Origin of the sequence: Providencia manganoxydans (genome assembly GCF_016618195.1) — a bacterium.
GTDB classification, from domain to species: Bacteria; Pseudomonadota; Gammaproteobacteria; order Enterobacterales; family Enterobacteriaceae; genus Providencia; species Providencia manganoxydans.
In genome coordinates, this window is sequence record NZ_CP067099.1 from 3,982,062 (window position 1) to 3,997,558 (window position 15,497).

The following is a 15,497-nucleotide window of genomic DNA, read 5'->3' on the forward strand; positions in this document are numbered from 1 at the left end:
TTAACCGTCAATTGAACGTTTAATTTCAATTACTTCAAAGACTTCGATCATATCGCCAACGCGGACATCGTTGTAGTTCTTAACACCGATACCACATTCCATGCCATTACGCACTTCGTTGACGTCATCTTTAAAGCGACGCAGTGACTCCAACTCACCTTCGTAAATAACCACGTTATCACGTAGAACACGGATTGGGTTATTACGTTTGATAGTTCCTTCAGTCACCATACAACCAGCGATTGCACCAAATTTCGGTGATTTGAATACATCACGAACTTCTGCAAGACCCATGATTTGCTGCTTGTATTCAGGCGCTAACATACCGCTCATTGCTTGTTTGATTTCATCAATCAGGCTATAGATAACGGAGTAGTAACGCAGGTCAACGCTTTCACTTTCAATAACACGGCGAGCAGAAGCATCAGCACGTACGTTAAAGCCAAGAATGATTGCGTTAGACGCCGCTGCCAGAGTAGCATCAGTTTCAGTGATACCACCAACGCCAGAACCGATGATTTTAATTTTAACTTCATCAGTTGACAGTTTCATCAGTGAGTCAGTGATCGCTTCACAGGTACCTTGAACATCTGTTTTCAGAACGATGTTCAATTCAGAAACCTTACCGTCTTCCATGTTAGCAAACATGTTTTCCAGTTTAGATTTCTGTTGGCGAGCCAGTTTAACATCACGGAATTTGCCCTGACGATACAAAGCAACTTCACGCGCTTTCTTCTCATCACGAACAACTGTCGCTTCATCACCCGCTGATGGAACGTTTGATAGACCGAGGATCTCTACAGGCATTGATGGGCCAGCAGATTGAACTTCTTTACCTAATTCGTTACGCATCGCACGAATACGGCCGTATTCAAAGCCACAAAGCACGATATCGCCTTTGTTCAATGTACCTTCTTGGACAAGGATAGTGGCTACTGGACCACGGCCTTTATCAAGGTAAGATTCAACAACAACACCGCTTGCCATACCTGCATAAACCGCTTTCAGCTCTAAGACTTCAGCTTGCAGTAGGATAGCGTCGAGCAGGTCATCAATACCTGTTCCTTTTTTCGCAGATACACTGATAAACTGAGTATCACCACCCCAATCTTCAGAAATAACGCCATATTGAGACAGTTCGTTTCTGACACGATCTGGGTCCGCTTCTGGTTTATCAATTTTGTTCACAGCAACAACGATCGGTACGCCAGCTGCTTTCGCATGTTGGATAGCTTCGATAGTTTGTGGCATCACGCCATCATCCGCTGCAACAACCAGAACAACGATATCCGTTGCCTGTGCACCACGAGCACGCATCGAGGTAAACGCGGCGTGACCAGGGGTATCTAGGAAGGTGATCATACCTTTGTCAGTCTGCACATGGTATGCACCAATGTGCTGGGTGATACCACCCGCTTCGCCTGAAGCAACTTTGGTTGAACGAATATAGTCAAGTAGTGACGTTTTACCGTGGTCAACGTGACCCATAATTGTCACAACAGGTGCACGTGGCTCTTCCATTGCAGAGCCAGTGTCACGATCATTCATTACAGCTTCTTCAAGCTCGTTTTCACGACGCAGAATAACTTTATGGCCCATTTCTTCTGCAACAAGTTGTGCAGTTTCTTGGTCAATGACTTGGTTGATAGTCGCCATAGCGCCCATCTTCATCATTGTTTTAATCACTTGTGAGCCTTTAACAGCCATTTTGTTAGCTAATTCGCCAACAGTGATCGTTTCGCCGATAATAACATCACGGTTTACTGCTGCGGCAGGCTTAGTAAAGCCTTGTTGCAGTGAGCTACCCTTACGTTGTTTACCTTTAACGCGACCAGAACGGCCAGCAGCACGTTCTTCTTCACGATCGGCTTTCTCAGAAAGTTTATTGCCTTTCTTTTGGCGAGGTGCTTTCGCACTACGGTTACGAGAACGACGGCCTTCTTCTTTCTCATCACTCTCATCTTCCGCTGCACGCGCATGTTGAGAGGTTGTGGTGTGATAGTCACTATCTTCTTCAGATTTTGCATCACTCGTCCACTTTTCACCGTTTTCTTCGGCCATTTTACGAGCTTCTTCTGCAACACGTTTAGCTTCAGCTTCAACTTTACGTTGAGTTTCTTCTTCCGCTTTACGTTTCAGAGCGGCTGCCTCGGCTTCAAGGCGCTGTTTTTCAGAATTGCTCTCACCGGCTTTGCCAGCTTTTTGATGATTTTCGCTTGGTTTCACTTTTTCTCTTTCCGCTACTTCGCGCGTAGCTTTTTCAGCTGCTTCACGTTTTGCTTTTTCTTCGGCATCACGTTTTGCTTGTGCTTCTTGTTTCGCTTTTTCTTCTGCGATACGTTTAGCTTCAGCTTCACGTTTTGCCAGTTCTTCAGCTTCGCGCTGTGCCTGCTCTTCCGCTTCACGCTTCGCCTGCTCTTCCGCTTGCGCTTGCTCAGCGTCACGGTTCACATAAGTGCGTTTTTTGCGGACTTCTACATTTACCGATTTACTTTTACCACCGGTAACTGGAACACTCAACGTACTACGCGTTTTACGTTGCAATGTTAACTTACTCGGCTGTCCCGCCGAGCCGCCGTGTTCACGATTTAAGTGCCCCAGCAATGTTTCTTTTTCTGACTGACTAACAGAGTCATTCTCACCTTTTTTGATCCCTGCTTCAGCAAATTGCTGTACCAGGCGCTCAACTGTGGTTTGAATTTCTGCTGCCAATGATTTTACAGTTTCTGTCATGCCGTTCCTTCCTGCTACAGTGTTTACGCATCGTTACCGAACCAGCAAATATTACGTGCAGCCATGATGAGTGCTCCTGCTTTCTCACCATCCAGACCTTCAATATCAATCAGGTCGTCGATGCCCTGCTCAGCAAGATCTTCCAGTGTACAGATACCATGAGTAGCTAAATTATAAGCTAGAGTATTATCCATACCTTCCAGATTCAATAAATCTTCTGCTGGCTGATTATCACCTAGGCTCTCTTTTTGAGCCAATTCAATCGTAGTGAGGGCCGCTTTTGCTCTTTCACGTAGAACTTCAACAGTATCGGAGTCGAGACCGTCAATTTCCAGAAGCTCTTTAATAGGCACGTAGGCCAGTTCTTCTAACGTCGAGAAGCCTTCTTCAACAAGTGCAGTGGCGAACTCTTCATCAATATCAAGATGCTTGGTGAATGTGTCAATAGAAGCATGTGCTTCTGCCTGATGTTTTGCATTCAGCTCTTCTGCGGTCATGACATTCAGTTCCCATTTGTCATCACCACGGTGTTTTTTCAGTAATTGTGCCGCTAAGCGAACGTTTTGACCATTACGGCCAATCGCTTGAGCCAAGTTACTACTTTCTACGGCAACATCCATCGTACATTTGTCTTCATCGACGACAATAGATGCCACATCAGCCGGAGCCATTGCATTAATAACGAATTGAGCAGGGTTATCATCCCATAACACAATATCAATTCGCTCGCCGCCTAATTCACTAGAAACGGCTTGAACCCGTGCACCGCGCATACCTACGCAAGCACCAACTGGGTCAATACGCTTATCGTTAGTTTTTACTGCGATCTTAGCGCGAGAACCTGGATCACGAGCAGCAGCTTTGATTTCGATGATCTCTTCACCAATTTCAGGTACTTCAATGCGGAATAATTCAACCAGCATTTCAGGACGAGAACGAGTAACAAAAAGCTGCGCACCGCGTGCTTCAGGACGAACATCATACAGGACTCCGCGGATGCGGTCACCTGGACGGAAGTTTTCACGTGGTAACATGTCTTCACGTAAAATAACGGCTTCAGCATTGTTACCAAGATCTAACGTGATATTTTCACGATTCACTTTCTTCACTTGAGCAGTGATGATTTCACCTTGTTGCTCACGGAATTGGTCAACAACCATCGCACGTTCAGCTTCGCGAACTTTTTGAACGATAACTTGTTTCGCCGTTTGCGTGGTAATACGGTCAAAAACAACTGATTCAATTTGATCTTCAACATACTCACCCAGTTTCAACTCTGGATTTTCATATTGTGCCGCTTCTAACGTGATTTCACGTGTTGGCATAGTCACTTCATCAACGATCAACCAACGGCGGAACGTATCAAAGTCACCTGATTTACGGTCGATTTCGACACGAACATCGATCTCTTGCTCATATTTCTTTTTGGTTGCTGTCGCCAGTGCCGTTTCCAGAGCCTCGAAGATTTTTTCACGAGGGAGGGATTTTTCGTTAGAAACCGCTTCAACAACAGCCAGAATTTCTTTGTTCATCCTAGTTGCCTCATTGAACTTAATTAAAAGTGGGGTACCAAGTTAGCTTTCTGGATGTTGCCAAGGGCGAACACTTCATCCTTACCATCCACAGTAACCGTTATCATTTCACCTTCGACAGCTTTAATAATACCTTGCCATCTCCGGCGGTTCTGCATCGCAATGCGCAAAGTCAGAGCCACCTCTTCACCGACAAAACGCTCATAGTGGGCGACAGTGAACAGTGGGCGTTCTAGCCCTGGTGACGAAATTTCTAGGTTATAAATGACAGAAATTGGATCTTCGACATCCAATACTGCACTCACCTGATGGCTGACATCAGCACAATCATCAACGGTGATGCCTTCTTCACTATCAATGAAAACACGCAATGTCGATGTACGCGCGCGGACAAACTCTAAGCCTACAAATTCAAAGCCAAGTGCTTCCACCGGTGCTGAAATCATCTCTGTTAATTTTTGCTCTAATGTGGACAAGCCCACCCCCAGACATAAAAAAAGGGCTATAAAAGCCCAGTTAATTCGATTGTCAAATAACAAAAAACCCCGAAATTTCGGGGCTTTATGAAACTGGACCCTGTAGTGCCAACGGGTTCACCATCTTCTTAGTATATCTTTAAAATCTAAATAAATCGATGAGAATTTACGATAAATACATCTGAAAAGATATGCTGACTAAGAATTGGTTGCGGGGGCCGGATTTGAACCGACGACCTTCGGGTTATGAGCCCGACGAGCTACCAAGCTGCTCCACCCCGCGTTCGAAAACGTGACATATTCTACACAGATAACTCATAGATCACAAGTCATCTTAAATAATGGTGCCGAGGACGGGACTTGAACCCGTACGCCCGTTTTGTAGGCACTACCACCTCAAGGTAGCGTGTATACCAATTTCACCACCTCGGCACTGAGGCGAGGTTATCCGTTTATAACAAACAATAACCTCAAATTCTTTACTTCTTTGATGATGGCTTAAATGCCTTCATCCGGGATCTTTAACACTTAACGAGGAATGTCGCTCGTTGGTGTAGCTGGTGCTGCCGGAACGTCTGTTGGTTGCTCGACTTTAGCAGGTTCACTAATGTTTTCCCACTTACTACCAGTTCCGTATTTGTTGGCAGTCATATTGCCAAGAATCAAACTGATAATGAAAAACACAGCAGCCAAGATCCCAGTCATACGGGTCATGAAGTTACCTGAACCCGATGAACCAAACAGTGTTGCAGAAGCACCCGCACCGAATGATGCACCCATGTCAGCACCTTTACCTTGCTGTAACATGATCAGACCAATTAGGCCGATTGCTGCTAGCAAGAAAATAATTAAAAGAGCTATGTACATTTGAGTTACCTATTCAGTTGCGGTTCATAGTATCTATGACCTTTATTACTGCACACCTGCTCTATTGCCCTTGAAGAATGACCTTTGCGGGAATGAGCAGGTGCGAATACTAACTAATGCTGAGCCGACAAGCAAGCCAAATTTTATTTCCTGAGCTCATTTGCAGAAAAAAACAACAATTGAGTAAAATAACTGACAGCACAGCTTTCAACTCAGCAACAAGTCTGTTTTTAAAACAGCAATCACTAATAAATTTTATCAGCCAGCCGCTTTCACTGCATCAGCAATACGATTAGCCATCGCCAATACATCCGCTTCGTTTTCCCCTTCGACCATGACACGGATCAAAGGCTCAGTACCTGATTTTCTGAGCAATACACGACCTTTACCCGCAAGTTCTTTTTCAACTTGCTCATTCGCCGCTAATACTGCCTCACTTTGTAGAGGATCATGTGTACCTGCGAAACGTACGTTAACGAGTACTTGTGGCAATAATTTCATGCCGCTACACAGATCATGTAGACTCATTTGATTACGGACCATCGCACTCAGAACTTGCAAACCAGCAACAATACCGTCACCGGTTGTCGTCTTATCTAATAAGATGATGTGACCTGAGTTTTCTGCCCCCATGCGCCAACCTTTTTCTTGCAGCTTCTCAAGAACATAACGGTCACCAACTTTTGCTCGCTCAAATGGAATACCCAATTGTTTTAGTGCGATTTCGAGACCCATGTTACTCATTAGCGTCCCGATCACGCCGCCTTTGAGTTGACCTTGACGCAATGCTTCGCGAGCAATGATATAGAGGATTTGGTCGCCATCAACCTTATTACCTTGGTGATCAACCATAATTAAACGGTCACCATCACCGTCAAATGCTAGGCCAACATCGGCTTTTTCTGCGATTACGCGCTCTTGCAGCATGCGTACATCTGTTGCACCACATTTTTCATTGATATTGATACCGTTAGGTTCGCAACCAATAGCAATAACTTCTGCCCCTAATTCGCGGAAAACGTTCGGTGCAATATGGTAAGTAGCTCCATTTGCACAATCGATAACCACTTTTAGACTAGAAAGGCTTTGTTCACTTGGGAATGTACCTTTACAAAATTCAATATAGCGACCTGCCGCATCGACAATACGGTTTGCACGGCCAAGTTCTGCCGATTCAACGCAAGTAATCGGTTTTTCCATTTCAGCTTCAATAGCTTCTTCAACTTCGTCAGGTAATTTCGTACCATCGATTGAGAAGAATTTAATCCCATTATCATCATAAGGGTTATGTGACGCTGAAATAACAATCCCTGCTTCTGCACGGAAGGTGCGAGTCAAATAAGCAACGGCTGGGGTTGGCATTGGACCTGTGAAAGAGGCTGATAGCCCCGCAGCAGCCAAACCCGCCTCTAATGATGACTCCAACATGTAGCCAGAGATACGCGTATCTTTACCAATGATAATTTTTCGCGAACCATGACGTGCCAGCACTTTTCCTGCTGCCCAACCTAATTTCAAAACAAAATCAGGTGTGATTGGGCTATCGCCCACCTTGCCACGAATACCATCGGTACCAAAATATTTACGGTTACTCATACGCTAACTTTTCCTTTTCTGACAGAGTCATCTGAACGATCTTCATTGCATCAACTGTCTCTTTAACATCATGGACACGAATAATTTGCGCTCCTTGCATCAATGCAATGGTCGCACAAGTAATGCTGCCCGCAAGCCGTTCTTGAGGTGGAACATTCAATAAGTTTCCAATCATAGATTTACGTGACATACCTGCCAATAGCGGTAATCCGAAATCATGAAACTGATCTAAATTTCCTAATAGTTGGTAATTATGCGCTAAGTTCTTACCAAAACCAAAACCTGGATCAAGTATTATCTGTTGTCGATGGATCCCTGCTGCGACACAGCGCTCAATTTCTGAATGAAAGTAATCTTTCACTTCTCGTACGACATTTTCATAATTAGGCGCTTCTTGCATCGTTCGTGGTTGACCTTGCATATGCATAAGACAGACTGGCAAGCCTGTCTTTGCCGCAACTTCTAGGCTACCCTTTTCATGTAATGAACGAATATCATTGATCAGATGCATACCAGCTTTAGCCGCTTCTGACATAACTTCTGCTTTTGAAGTATCAACAGAAATCCATACGTCAAAACGTTGTGCAATGGCTTCGACAATTGGAATAACACGCTCTAGCTCTTCATTAACTGAAACGTCAGCGGCTCCGGGGCGCGTTGATTCACCACCAATATCAATAATGGTTGCGCCTTCCTTGACCATTCTAGCAACGTGCTCAATTGCATCATGATAACGATTATGGGTGCCACCATCTGAAAATGAATCAGGAGTAACATTCAAAATCCCCATCACTTTAGGTGTTGATAAATCAAGTTCACAACCTCTAGCGCTGATTTTCATTATTATTGTGCCTCAATGTAAAAAACCCCAGTAAACTGGGGTTTGAGATTACGTGTCAAACAATAACTTACTGTGGTTTATTATCGTTTGTATTGTTTGATGAATTAGATTCATCAGTATTATCTTTTGGTTCTTCAGACGGAGAAGTATCAGTATTTGCTTCAGTTTTTGAACCACCAAAACCTGTACCAAACGAACCTGTTACATTACTCACTTTTTTGTCTTCATCCCAGCCTGCTGGCTCACGCACTGGACGTCTATTCATCAGATCATCAATCTGAGGCATATCAATCGTTTCATATTTCAATAATGCATCTTTAGTTGCATGCAAAATATCAATATTGTCAGTCAGCGTTTTATAAGCGAGCTGATAGCAGCGGTCTAGGATAATTTTGATTTCTTCATCAACAATACGTGCTGTTTCATCAGAAATACCTGAACCATTACCTGAAGAACGGCCTAAGAATGCAGGACCTTCTTCTTTAGAATACTGCATTGGGCCTAAACGGTCTGAGAAGCCCCATTGAGTTACCATGTTACGTGCGGTATTCGTAGCAAATTGAATATCCGATGAAGCACCTGTAGTGACTTTATCAGGACCATAGATCAATTCTTCCGAAATACGACCTGCGTAAGCAGTTGCAATCATACCTTCAAGTTTCAAGCGGCTACGACTCACTTCATCACCTTCAGGCAAGAAGAAAGCAACACCCAGCGCTTGTCCACGAGGAACAATGGTAACTTTGTGAACAGGATCATGCTCAGGCATCAAATGACCAACGATCATATGACCTGCTTCATGATAAGCCGTCGACTCTTTTTGCTCTTCAGTCATCATCAGAGAACGACGTTCAGCACCCATCCAAATCTTGTCACGTGCTTTTTCAAACTCAACCATTGAAACAACACGCTTATTAGCACGAGCGGCAAACAATGCAGCTTCGTTGACTAAGTTAGCCAATTCAGCCCCCGAGAAGCCCGGTGTTGCACGCGCCAAAATAAACGTATCTACGTTTGGATCAATCGGCACACGACGCATATGAACTTTCAGGATTTGCTCACGACCACGTACGTCAGGTAAACCAACCACAACTTGACGGTCGAAACGACCTGGACGTAATAATGCAGGGTCAAGAACATCTGCACGGTTAGTCGCTGCAATGACGATAATACCTTCATTGCCTTCAAAACCATCCATTTCAACCAACATTTGGTTCAATGTTTGCTCGCGTTCATCGTGACCGCCGCCTAAACCTGCGCCACGTTGACGACCGACCGCATCAATCTCATCGATAAAGATAATGCAAGGCGCTGCTTTTTTCGCTTGTTCGAACATATCACGAACACGAGATGCACCAACACCGACAAACATTTCAACGAAGTCAGAACCTGAAATAGTAAAAAATGGTACTTTTGCTTCACCAGCGATCGCTTTAGCAAGCAATGTTTTACCTGTACCCGGAGGCCCTACCATTAGGACGCCTTTAGGAATTTTACCACCCAGTTTTTGGAAACGCGCAGGTTCACGTAAGAACTCAACGATTTCGCCAACTTCTTCTTTTGCCTCATCACAACCAGCCACATCAGCAAAAGTTGTTTTGATCTGGTCTTCAGTCAGCATCCGCGCTTTGCTTTTACCGAATGACATTGCTCCTTTACCGCCACCACCTTGCATTTGGCGCATAAAGAAGATCCAGACACCAATCAACAGAAGCATTGGGAACCAGGAAATAAAAATAGATGTCAGTAAGCTAGGTTCTTCTGGTGGTTCACCAACGACAGTTACATGCTTGTTAAGCATGGTATCTAACAGCTTCTCATCCTGCATAGGAAGATAAGTTGTATAGCGGCTATTATCCGCCTTTCTGACGTTTAATTCACGACCTGTGATACGAACTTCACGTACCTGATCCTGGGCTAACTCATTGATAAACGTAGAATAATCAACTCTGCGACTATTCGAATCGCTTGGGCCAAAACTCTGGAACAAGGACATCAGAACAACTGCGATGACTAACCAGAGAATCAGGTTTTTCGCCATGTCACTCAAGGGATTAACCTCATATTACAACTGTGTTAACAAATAACGCTCAGGGTACTACAGTTTTAGCCCTGTCGCTACAATGTATACTTCACGCGATCGTGCCCGCGAAGATTCGGGTTTACGAACTTTTACCTTCGTAAATAGGGAACGGATATCCCTTAGGTACTCATCAAAGCCTTCTCCCTGAAACACTTTGACAATAAAACTTCCCCCAGGGGCCAATACTGCACGGCACATATCCAAAGCTAACTCAACCAGATACATTGATCGAGGTATATCGACCGCAGGCGTCCCGCTCATATTCGGCGCCATGTCAGACATGACCACCTGAACTTTTTTATCACCAACTCGTTCCAACAACGCTGCTAGCACTGCCTCATCGCGAAAATCACCTTGCAGGAAATCGACGCCAACAATAGGATCCATAGGTAAAATATCACATGCAATCACCCGGCCATTTTGGCCTATTTGGCTGACAACATACTGTGACCAACCTCCGGGTGCTGCACCCAAATCAACAACGGTCATACCTGGTTTAAAAATTTTATCACCTTGCTGGATTTCATCCAGTTTAAACCATGCACGCGAGCGAAGTCCTTTCTTTTGTGCTTGCTGAACATATTTATCACTAAAATGTTCTTGCAACCAACGGCTGGAGCTTGCAGAACGTTTTTTATTGGCCATTGCATTTTCCAACTATACTCATAGAAACACATCTATCCCCAAAGTTCTCCAAACAACATGCTTATTAACGCTTTGACTTACATGTGACCTGAATCTTCTGGGTATTTATTGTCACTTCTTTACCACCCGATAGAGATTAATTGATGGTGATAGATATCAGATGGCGGTAGAATAAGCCATTTTCAATACTAAAGAAGTAAAAAATCGATGAATCTTAATAAAAAACAAATTCAGCACCTGAAAAGCTTAGCTCATCACTTAAACCCTGTTGTTATGATTGGCAACAATGGTTTAACTGAAGGTGTTTTAGCTGAGATTGAGCTTTCATTAGCTCACCATGAGCTTATCAAAATCAAAATCGCAGGCGAAGACCGTGAAACTAAAAACTTGATCGCTGAAGCGATTGTTCGCGAAACAGGTGCTGCAAATGTACAAATTATAGGCAAGATACTTGTTCTTTACCGCCCATCAGCTGAGCGGAAAATTATTTTACCTAAATAATTACACTTAATTTATATAAAAATGCCATTAAAGGCAGCTTCTATATGAAGAAAAAGGCCGCTAGCGGCCTTTTTCGCTAATACCGTAAAATAATATAACCAATTCAGGGAAATAGGAATTAGATATACTCAACTTTAAGAATTTCGAACTCTACATCGCCGCCTGGTGTTTTGATAACAACAACGTCATCAACTTCTTTACCTACCAAACCACGAGCAATCGGAGAGTTAACAGAAATCAGATTAACCTTAATATCTGCTTCATCATCCCCAACAATACGATAAGTCAATTCTTCATCGGTATCGACATTCAAAACGCTGACTGTTGCACCAAAAATGACACGACCGTTATTTGCCATTTTAGTCACATCAATCACTTGAGCATGCGAAAGTTTCGATTCAATTTCTTGAATTCGGCCTTCACAGAACCCCTGTTGTTCACGAGCGGCGTGATATTCTGCGTTCTCTTTCAGGTCACCGTGTTCACGTGCTTCTGCAATCGATGCAATAATTTCCGGGCGGCGGACAGATTTAAGATACTCAAGCTCTTCTCTAAGTTTATCTGCACCAAATACCGTCATTGGAATCTGTTTCATTGATAAATACCTCTGTTTCAATCCTATCTAAAAATAAGTATCTTCCTGATTTTTGTAACAACAGTACACTAAACACCCTACAACATAAGGGGGGTGTCCAAACAATACACAGGCCGTAAATGCGTTTTGAAAATGCATTCACACACTTATCTTATCACAATGGTAACCATTCTAACGTAGACTTAATAGTCGGTCATCGTTTACTTTTTCAGGCATTACACTTTAGTATGTACAGTATGTCTACCCTAATGCGTGAAATTTATGTCGTTATTAACACTCACCAGAAAATGGATCATCACTTTAGGACTCACTTTTACAGTTGGGCAAGCGCTTGCTATTCCGATTGATGATTATAAGCAATATCTACCTGATGGTACTAACCTCGCTCTGGTTGCGCAGAAAGTCGGTAGTGACACCCCCATTATTGATTACAATGCGCAGCAAATGGCACTGCCTGCCAGTACACAAAAAGTGGTCACTGCGCTAGCTGCTCTTTTGCAACTGGGGCCTGATTATCGCTTCGTCACTAACTTCGAGACGGATGCGAAACTCAATAATAATACATTAACAGGCGATCTGGTGATCCGTTTCAGCGGTGATCCTACCCTCACTCGCCAACAAATACGCAATATGGTTAACGCGTTAAAACAAGTAGGCATTCATAAAGTCGATGGCGACTTGATCGTCGATATTTCCGCATTTACCAGCCATGATAAGGCGCCAGGTTGGGTGTGGAATGACATGACTCAATGCTTTAGCGCACCACCAGCGGCGGCGATTATTGACCGCAACTGCTTTTCTGTGTCTCTTTATCCAGCCGAAAAAGTGGGTGATATGGCCTATATCAAGTCGGCTAGCTTCTACCCCGTCAATATGTTTAGTGAAGTAAAAACGATTGCTAAAGGGGCTCCTGAAGGGCGCTATTGTGAACTTGATGTCGTTCCAGGTGAATTAAATCGCTACACGTTGACAGGCTGCTTATCTCAACGTAGTGAACCATTACCTCTTGCTTTTGCGGTACAAAATGGTGCCAGCTATTCAGGTTCGATTGTTAAAAACGAATTACTCAATGCAGGTATTGAAATTACAGGCCATGTGAAAAAACGCACCTTCCCAACGGCTCAATCACAGGTGTTGGTCAAAACAGAATCGAAGCCATTACATGACTTACTGAAAGTTATGTTGAAAAAATCTGACAACATGATCGCAGACACTGTTTTTAGAACTATCGGCCGAGATTATTATGGCGTACCGGGCACATGGCGCTCTGGATCCGATGCAGTGCGGCAAGTTTTGAAACAAAAAGCAGGAATTGATTTGGCGAATACCGTGATGGTCGACGGTTCAGGTTTATCTCGTCATAACCTCATTACCCCCGCAACCATGATGGAAGTATTGCAGTTTATCGCCAAAAACGATCAGCAGCTTGACTTTATTTCGATGCTTCCTCTTGCTGGCCATGACGGAACATTACGCTATCGTGGTGGTTTAGATGAAGCCGGTGTTAATGGCAAAGTCTCCGCTAAAACTGGTGCGCTACAAGGCGTGTATAACCTAGCAGGCTTTATCACAACAGCAAGTGGCCAACGTGTTGCTTTTGTGCAATATATTTCAGCCTATGCCGTACCTCAAAATCAACAACGGACCCGACGAGCGCCATTAGTACGTTTTGAAAGTAGGCTATATAAAGATCTTTATCAAAAGAATTGATCGTTTAAGGCTATTCAAACAACAAAAAGCTCACATGGTGGGCTCAGACTGATAACGAGCCCCCTATTTTTAGTATGGGGGCTTTTTATTTCAGCGATCGTAGGTCACAATCAAATCATCTTTGCGCTGTCTCAACAGTGAATAAGCACTTTCTTTAAACCTCTTTTGAGTGCATTCATTGTTATTTTTCGACTAAATGTATTCCTAAGCCACGTGTCTTAAAAACGCATAAAATACCATATACCACTAAAGCGTTACCTCCAAATAGCTAGCTGAGGTAATTTCCCTGCTAAATTAGAATGATTTTCCTTAACCTATTAATTTAAAAAATAAATAATATTAAGCCTATTAATACTTAGGTATCAAAAGCCCGCTTAGCTTAAAAAGCAAACAAATGTTTGCTTGACGCAGATCATGACTTATCAACAATTCTAATCGTACAAAGGTGCCAATTTAACCGTTAATCGAGGTTGTTATGGCACTCACTCAACACCCAGAAAAAATGCGTAAAGGGGTGATCGAAAATTGGGATCCTGAAAATAATGCTTTTTGGGAAAAGACTGGTCAAAAGATCGCTTCACGCAATTTATGGATTTCTGTTCCTTGTTTACTCTTATCATTCTGTGTATGGATGCTTTTTAGTGCTGTTGCAATAAATTTAAACAAAGTAGGTTTTAACTTTACCACCGACCAGTTGTTTATGTTGACTGCACTGCCTTCTGTTTCTGGTGCAATTTTACGGGTTCCTTACTCATTCGTTATCCCTATTTTTGGTGGCCGTCGCTGGACAGCAATCAGTACTGTATTTCTGATCATTCCTTGTGTTTGGCTCGGTTTTGCTGTGCAAGACACCACAACCTCTTACTCAACTTTTATTGTGATTTCACTATTATGTGGTTTTGCAGGTGCGAACTTTGCTTCAAGTATGGCCAATATCAGCTTTTTCTTCCCTAAAGCGCGCCAAGGCGGTGCATTAGGGTTAAATGGCGGATTAGGCAACCTTGGCGTTAGTGTCATGCAATTAGTTGCACCATTAGTCATTAGTGCTGGTGTTTTTGCTATGTTTAGTGGCCCCGGTGTTGTTCAACCAGATGGTTCACGTTTATGGCTAGAAAATGCAGCGTGGATTTGGGTGCCTTTCTTACTTATCCTAACATTTGCCGCATGGTTCGGTATGAATGACCTTGCTGCTAACAAAGCCTCTTTAAGGCAGCAACTGCCTGTTTTAAAACGTGGGCATCTCTGGTTATTAAGTATTTTATATCTCTGTTCTTTTGGTTCATTTATCGGTTTTTCAGCGGGTTTTGCGATGTTATCTAAAACCCAATTTCCAGATATCGTTATCTTACATTATGCATTCTTTGGCCCTTTATTAGGCGCCTTAGCTCGCCCCGTGGGTGGGATATTGTCTGATAAATTTGGCGGTATTAGAGTCACGCTGATTAACTTCATTATTATGGCGATTTTCTCAGCCCTTCTCTTTTTAACACTACCTGAAAATGATGCTGGTGGCTCATTTATCGCGTTCTATGGCGTCTTTATGGTGTTGTTTTTAACAGCCGGTTTAGGTAGTGGTTCGACATTCCAAATGATTGCTGTGGTGTTTAGAAAAATCACCATTGACCGTATGAAAGCACAAGGCGCCTCCGATGAAGCTGCTCAAAAAGAAGCGGTCACTGAAAGCGCTGCTGCACTTGGCTTTATCTCTGCAATTGGTGCCATCGGTGGCTTTTTTATTCCTAAAGCCTTCGGTACATCGCTAGCTATGACTGGCTCGCCTGCCGGTGCAATGAAAATCTTTGTTCTATTTTATATCACTTGCGTCTTGATCACTTGGTTGGTCTATGGACGTAAACACAATAAACAATAATGACGAATTATACGCAATGTGAGAGCGCTCACGCGCATTGGGAGAGTA

12 protein-coding genes and 2 tRNA genes are annotated in these 15,497 nt (G+C 43.4%); 3 read left to right on the plus strand and 11 right to left on the minus strand.

Annotated features, from left to right (window positions below; all coding sequences use genetic code 11):
* From infB to rlmE, 10 genes are all read right to left on the minus strand, one after another.
* Positions 1–2,733: a translation initiation factor IF-2 gene (infB, locus tag JI723_RS18130; protein ID WP_319067326.1), complete on the minus strand. Its 2,733-nt coding sequence runs from the start codon at positions 2,731–2,733 to the stop codon at positions 1–3.
* Positions 2,734–2,756: 23 nt separating this feature from the next.
* Positions 2,757–4,265, minus strand: coding sequence for a transcription termination factor NusA (nusA, locus tag JI723_RS18135; RefSeq protein ID WP_070925573.1), 1,509 nt, complete (start codon positions 4,263–4,265; stop codon positions 2,757–2,759).
* Between the two features lie 23 nt (positions 4,266–4,288).
* Positions 4,289–4,741: a ribosome maturation factor RimP gene (gene rimP / locus JI723_RS18140; RefSeq protein WP_070925574.1), complete on the minus strand. Its 453-nt coding sequence runs from the start codon at positions 4,739–4,741 to the stop codon at positions 4,289–4,291.
* Positions 4,742–4,947: 206 nt separating this feature from the next.
* Positions 4,948–5,024, minus strand: a tRNA-Met gene (locus JI723_RS18145).
* Between the two features lie 59 nt (positions 5,025–5,083).
* Positions 5,084–5,173 (minus strand) — tRNA-Leu (locus tag JI723_RS18150).
* Positions 5,174–5,269: 96 nt separating this feature from the next.
* Complete coding sequence (secG, locus tag JI723_RS18155) at positions 5,270–5,608, minus strand: preprotein translocase subunit SecG (protein ID WP_070925575.1); 339 nt, start codon at positions 5,606–5,608, stop codon at positions 5,270–5,272.
* Between the two features lie 258 nt (positions 5,609–5,866).
* Complete coding sequence (gene glmM, locus JI723_RS18160; RefSeq protein WP_070925576.1) at positions 5,867–7,204, minus strand: phosphoglucosamine mutase; 1,338 nt, start codon at positions 7,202–7,204, stop codon at positions 5,867–5,869.
* Positions 7,197–8,045: a dihydropteroate synthase gene (gene folP / locus JI723_RS18165; RefSeq protein WP_319067327.1), complete on the minus strand. Its 849-nt coding sequence runs from the start codon at positions 8,043–8,045 to the stop codon at positions 7,197–7,199. Before folP ends, glmM begins: the two co-directional genes overlap by 8 nt.
* A gap of 67 nt (positions 8,046–8,112) precedes the next feature.
* Positions 8,113–10,086 carry an ATP-dependent zinc metalloprotease FtsH gene (ftsH, locus tag JI723_RS18170; protein ID WP_070925578.1) on the minus strand — a complete coding sequence of 658 codons (1,974 nt, stop codon included), beginning with the start codon at positions 10,084–10,086 and terminating at the stop codon, positions 8,113–8,115.
* Between the two features lie 57 nt (positions 10,087–10,143).
* Positions 10,144–10,773: a 23S rRNA (uridine(2552)-2'-O)-methyltransferase RlmE gene (rlmE, locus tag JI723_RS18175; RefSeq protein ID WP_070925579.1), complete on the minus strand. Its 630-nt coding sequence runs from the start codon at positions 10,771–10,773 to the stop codon at positions 10,144–10,146.
* 207 nt (positions 10,774–10,980) lie between these two features.
* Between rlmE and yhbY the strand changes: the two genes are divergently transcribed.
* Positions 10,981–11,274, plus strand: a complete 294-nt coding sequence (yhbY, locus tag JI723_RS18180) for a ribosome assembly RNA-binding protein YhbY (protein WP_070925580.1) — start codon at positions 10,981–10,983, stop codon at positions 11,272–11,274.
* 118 nt (positions 11,275–11,392) lie between these two features.
* On the opposite strand, the gene greA is transcribed toward yhbY, so the two are convergent.
* A complete protein-coding gene (greA, locus tag JI723_RS18185; RefSeq protein ID WP_070925581.1) occupies positions 11,393–11,869 on the minus strand; it encodes a transcription elongation factor GreA in 477 nt (158 codons plus the stop codon).
* A gap of 261 nt (positions 11,870–12,130) precedes the next feature.
* Between greA and dacB the strand changes: the two genes are divergently transcribed.
* Together dacB and JI723_RS18195 are read left to right on the plus strand one after the other, a co-directional pair.
* Positions 12,131–13,579, plus strand: a complete 1,449-nt coding sequence (dacB, locus tag JI723_RS18190; protein WP_140181059.1) for a serine-type D-Ala-D-Ala carboxypeptidase — start codon at positions 12,131–12,133, stop codon at positions 13,577–13,579.
* A 475-nt stretch (positions 13,580–14,054) separates the two neighbouring features.
* Positions 14,055–15,449, plus strand: a complete 1,395-nt coding sequence (locus tag JI723_RS18195) for a NarK family nitrate/nitrite MFS transporter (protein WP_070925583.1) — start codon at positions 14,055–14,057, stop codon at positions 15,447–15,449.
* The last annotated feature ends 48 nt before the right edge of the window (positions 15,450–15,497 follow it).

What these genes read in the sequence shown, in the direction of transcription:
- infB (WP_319067326.1), bottom strand. Translation starts at nt 2,733, where the DNA reads ATGACAGAAACTGTAAAATCATTGGCAGCAGAAATTCAAACCACAGTT.
- nusA (WP_070925573.1), bottom strand. Translation starts at nt 4,265, where the DNA reads ATGAACAAAGAAATTCTGGCTGTTGTTGAAGCGGTTTCTAACGAAAAA.
- secG (WP_070925575.1), bottom strand. Translation starts at nt 5,608, where the DNA reads ATGTACATAGCTCTTTTAATTATTTTCTTGCTAGCAGCAATCGGCCTA.
- glmM (WP_070925576.1), bottom strand. Translation starts at nt 7,204, where the DNA reads ATGAGTAACCGTAAATATTTTGGTACCGATGGTATTCGTGGCAAGGTG.
- folP (WP_319067327.1), bottom strand. Translation starts at nt 8,045, where the DNA reads ATGAAAATCAGCGCTAGAGGTTGTGAACTTGATTTATCAACACCTAAA.
- ftsH (WP_070925578.1), bottom strand. Translation starts at nt 10,086, where the DNA reads ATGGCGAAAAACCTGATTCTCTGGTTAGTCATCGCAGTTGTTCTGATG.
- rlmE (WP_070925579.1), bottom strand. Translation starts at nt 10,773, where the DNA reads ATGGCCAATAAAAAACGTTCTGCAAGCTCCAGCCGTTGGTTGCAAGAA.
- yhbY (WP_070925580.1), top strand. Translation starts at nt 10,981, where the DNA reads ATGAATCTTAATAAAAAACAAATTCAGCACCTGAAAAGCTTAGCTCAT.
- greA (WP_070925581.1), bottom strand. Translation starts at nt 11,869, where the DNA reads ATGAAACAGATTCCAATGACGGTATTTGGTGCAGATAAACTTAGAGAA.
- dacB (WP_140181059.1), top strand. Translation starts at nt 12,131, where the DNA reads ATGTCGTTATTAACACTCACCAGAAAATGGATCATCACTTTAGGACTC.
- JI723_RS18195 (WP_070925583.1), top strand. Translation starts at nt 14,055, where the DNA reads ATGGCACTCACTCAACACCCAGAAAAAATGCGTAAAGGGGTGATCGAA.